Source organism: Mesorhizobium sp. M1C.F.Ca.ET.210.01.1.1 (assembly GCF_004791585.1).
Classification (GTDB): domain Bacteria; phylum Pseudomonadota; class Alphaproteobacteria; order Rhizobiales; family Rhizobiaceae; genus Mesorhizobium.
Window position 1 is genome coordinate 1 of the sequence record NZ_SRUU01000247.1, and the last position, 278, is coordinate 278.

Genomic DNA, 278 nt, shown 5'->3' on the forward strand with positions numbered 1-278 from the left:
GCTCAAACAGAGATATCCTATGGCCCAGTTCGACAATCATCGTCAGCGTCTGTTCGTTCCCGCCGTTGCACCGCTTTATAACGGGACACACGATGTGGTGGAGACCATTTTGCGTGTCACGGCGGGACTTCTGCTGGTTACCCATGGGTTCGGCAAGATTCTCAATCCCTTCGGACCGTACCGGCGTCGATGAAGCTGCGGGTGACTTCATATGTCGGAACGGCGGCTCCACCGAATTTGACCTTCTCGCCAAAGGTCACGACATCATAAGCCCTGAT

Annotated in this window: 1 pseudogene; it reads left to right on the forward strand. The window is 54.7% G+C overall.

The features are described from left to right. Nucleotides 1-19: 19 nt before the first annotated feature. Nucleotides 20-175, forward strand: a pseudogene (locus EN853_RS33775) (DoxX family protein); the annotation flags it as partial. Nucleotides 176-278: the final 103 nt, after the last annotated feature.